General features: G+C 69.1%; 2 protein-coding genes and 1 pseudogene. All 3 read right to left on the bottom strand.

Going from position 1 to position 3,307, the window contains the following annotated elements; genetic code table 11:
• On the bottom strand, positions 1 to 510 hold a 510-nt coding region (locus tag ELR45_RS39480), incomplete at its 3' end, for an extracellular solute-binding protein (RefSeq protein WP_205857460.1).
• Positions 511 to 672: 162 nt separating this feature from the next.
• A complete protein-coding gene (locus ELR45_RS28700) occupies positions 673 to 1,845 on the bottom strand; it encodes an ROK family transcriptional regulator (RefSeq protein WP_129669357.1) in 1,173 nt (390 codons plus the stop codon).
• A gap of 66 nt (positions 1,846 to 1,911) precedes the next feature.
• Positions 1,912 to 3,307: pseudogene (locus tag ELR45_RS41650) on the bottom strand (AfsR/SARP family transcriptional regulator); the annotation flags it as partial.

Genomic DNA, 3,307 nt, shown 5'->3' with positions numbered 1-3,307 from the left:
GTACTTCGAACCGGCGTACAGCGGCACCGCATAGGTGCGGTCGTCGACGCTGCCGGCCTCGACGAAGCCCGGCAGGAGATCGTCACCGCCGAGGTCAGGCAGCAGGTCGGTGAGGTCGGAGAATGCTCCGACGGTGGTGAACGTGGGCGCCTGCGTGTTGCCGATCTCGACGACGTCGGGCGTCTCGGATGCGCTGCCGAGGGACGTGGTGAGCCGGTCGACCAGGCCCTCCCATTGCTGCTCCTCGATGACCAGTGTCGACCCGGGGTTCTGCTGCTCGAACTCTTCGATCAGCCAGTCGCGCATCGAGTCGGGTGTGTCACCGCCGTTGAGCCAGAGCCGGATCTCGGCCGCCTCGGGTGCGGCTGCGTCGGCGCCGTCCCCACTGGTGTCGTCGTCGGCGGGTTCGGCGTTGTCCGCGGGCTCAGAATCTCCGTCGTCCCCGCCACAGGCGGCAAGGACGAGAACGGCGGCGGCGAGTCCCGTGCTGAGCAGTCGTGTGGTCTTCACTGGTAGTCCCTCCGGTGTGTGACGGGGCGAACCGGCACGTCAAACGCTACTGAAAAGAGTCTTATCAGTAATGGAGGTTCTAATGTAAGGTTTGTTTCCAGTTTTTCTCGTCACGGTTGAGTAACAGCTCAAGGTGTGCTCTCGTAGCGTCCTGCAGTTCGGCTAGCGGTTGCCGGTGAAGAGGGAGGAGCGCGCCTTCTCCACGGCCGTCAGGGTGGCGCCGCGGAGCACCGGTGCGTCGGTGATAACCGCCGGCACCACCCGCGGGTGAACGGGGGCGATGCGTCGCACGGCTGCGGCGACCATGTCGCACAGGCGCTCGCCGCCCGCCACGCCCACGTCCCCGGTCACGATGACCAGCGCGGGGTCGACGACGGCGCAGACCGACGCGACGCCCAGCGCCAGGCGGTCGGCGAACGTGTGCAGGAAGGCGTCGGCACCGGGCTCGCCGGCTCTGGCGAGCGCGCTTCGGACGGCGTCCGTCGCGCTGTCAGCGACCAGGCCGTGCTCTCGGGCGAGACCGGCGATGGCGGCCGCTCCGGCCAGCGCCTGGAAGCCGCCTCGTGCCGGTACCTCGACGCTGGCGGGTGACGGCACCCCGGCGACGGGGAGGTACCCGATCTCTCCGGCGGCGCCGGTGGCTCCATGGTGGATGTGACCGCTCAGAGCCACCGCCAGCCCGACGCCGCGCCCCACCCACAGCAGCACCATGTCGTCGACGTCATGGCCGGCTCCCTCGGCGCGCTCGGCGACCGCCGCGAGGTTCACGTCGTTCTCGAAGGTCAGGTCGCATCGCAGGTCGGCCGCGAGGGTGGCCCGCAGGCCATGGCGCCATCCGGGCAGGTCGAACGAGAGCTCCACCTCACCGCTAACCGGGTCGACCACCCCGGGTGTGCCGACGACGACATCGTGGACGCCGTCATCGTCGATGCCGGCCTCTGCCACGACCGCCGCCACGGTCTTCTGGATGAGTTGCCGGGGATCCTCCCCGCTGCTGATCTCCCAGTCGATCCGGCCGACGACGGTGCCGGTGACGTCGGCAGCGGTGGCCCGGAGATGATCGGGGTTGAGCTCGATGCCGATGCCATAGGCGCAGCCGGGGCGGACGCCGTAGAGCTCGGCGCTGGGGCCGCGCCCTCCGGACTGGCTGCCGACCACCTCGACCAGGCTGCGTTCCTGCAGGCGGGCCAGGAGCTGGGAGGCGGTCACCTTGGACAGTCCGGTCCGTCGGCCCAGATCCACGCGGGTGAGCGGCCCGTCCCGGAGCAGCAGCTCGAGGGCGCTGCGATCGTTCAATGAGCGCAGCAGGCTGGGTGTGGCAGGGCGTCGGGACATGGGGACTCCATATTGGAAACTGTATTTCCAGTAACTTCTGATGGACAGAGTACCGGTAGTGGCCCCTTACACGGCGGCATCCGGTGTCAGCCGAGTGCCGCGCTCGAACTCGACGGAGTACTCGGACTGTCCGAGAGCACTCTGGATCCTCGCCGTGACGCGGTCGACGTCGAGGCGCTCACCGGACGGAAGCGGCGCACCGACGGACTGGCGAGCGGCGGCCGCAGCACCGAGCAGCCGTGCCGCGAGGCGATGGTCGCCTGCGAGTGACTCCGCGCCGGCCAATCCCTCGAGGCTGAAAGCCTTGGCCCGGATGTCGTCGGTGGAACGCGCGGTGGCAAGCGCATCCAGGTGAAACCCTCGTGCACGATCGGCTTCCCCGCGGAGCTCGGCCACGTAACCGAGCTGTACGAGGATCAGCGTCATGCCGTACTCCGCCTCCAGCTTGCGGTTCCAATCGTGCCAGTGACGCAGCCGTACCTCGGCTTCGTCCAGCCGCCCTTGGTGCCGATAGCTGATCGACAGGCCGATGTCCGCGAACTCCTGCCCAGCCACGATGGAATGCTGGACAGCGATCTCACGGCCGCGCTGGTGGAGCCGGTCCGCCTCCGGGTAGTCGCCTTCGAGCAGCGCGATCCGGCCGAGCCGGGAGACCATCCAGGAGAGCTCGGACCACAGCTCGAGGTCTTCGGCCACCCGCACGGCTTCCCGCAGCAGCCCGGCCGCGGAGGCGTAGTCGCCGGTGATCTCGTGGTACGCCCCTAGCGCTTCGACCGCCTGTAGCCGCCCCCAGTCGTCCCCGATCGCGTCGAACAAGGCCATGCTCTCCTCGGCACGTTCCCGTACAGCGTGCAGGTCACTGCGGAAGATCGCCTGGCTGGCCCGCAGAGCGAGCGACGCCGCCGTTCCCCAGTTGTCATCGAGCGCACGGAACGCCGTCAGCGCGCCGACGGCGAGTTGCTCGCTCGCCGGGAGGTTGCCGTAGCTGAGCTCCGCCATGCCGAGCAGCAACTGGGCATGTGCCAGGCCCGCGGGGTCGTCCGCCTCGGCATGGAGCTTCAGCACCGTCTCGTTGGGCTCCACTCGCTGGATGTTCTCCAGCATGGTCATGCCGGCGTGCCAGCTCCGGGTACGGGCCGTCACCTGGGCGTGCGGCTGACCGGGAACAGCCAGCGCTCGTGCCAGCGACCGGGATGCCTCGCGCCGTCTGCCTCGCAGGAACCAAAACCATGTGAGGGCGTTGACCAGCCGCTGCGCCTGCTCGGCGTCGCCGTCGTGGACGGCGTTGTCGAGCGCGCGGCGCATGTTGGCGGACTCCGTGTCCAGCCGCTTGAGCCAGTCTCGCTGCTCCGGTCCACGCAACCGGGGCGCGACCCGTTCGGCGAGCTCGGTGTAGTACCGCCGGTGCCGCCGTCGTACACGGGTGGTCTCTCCGGCGTCGTCGAGCTTGCCGAGACAGTAC

The organism is Phytoactinopolyspora endophytica, assembly GCF_004138495.1.
GTDB classification, from domain to species: Bacteria; Actinomycetota; Actinomycetes; order Jiangellales; family Jiangellaceae; genus Phytoactinopolyspora; species Phytoactinopolyspora endophytica.
Note: the sequence above shows the minus strand (reverse complement) of the source record. Positions and strands in the feature narration are given on the sequence as shown.

Coding starts and splice junctions, on each gene's coding strand:
- ELR45_RS28700 (WP_129669357.1), bottom strand. CDS start 1,845: ATGTCCCGACGCCCTGCCACACCCAGCCTGCTGCGCTCATTGAACGAT.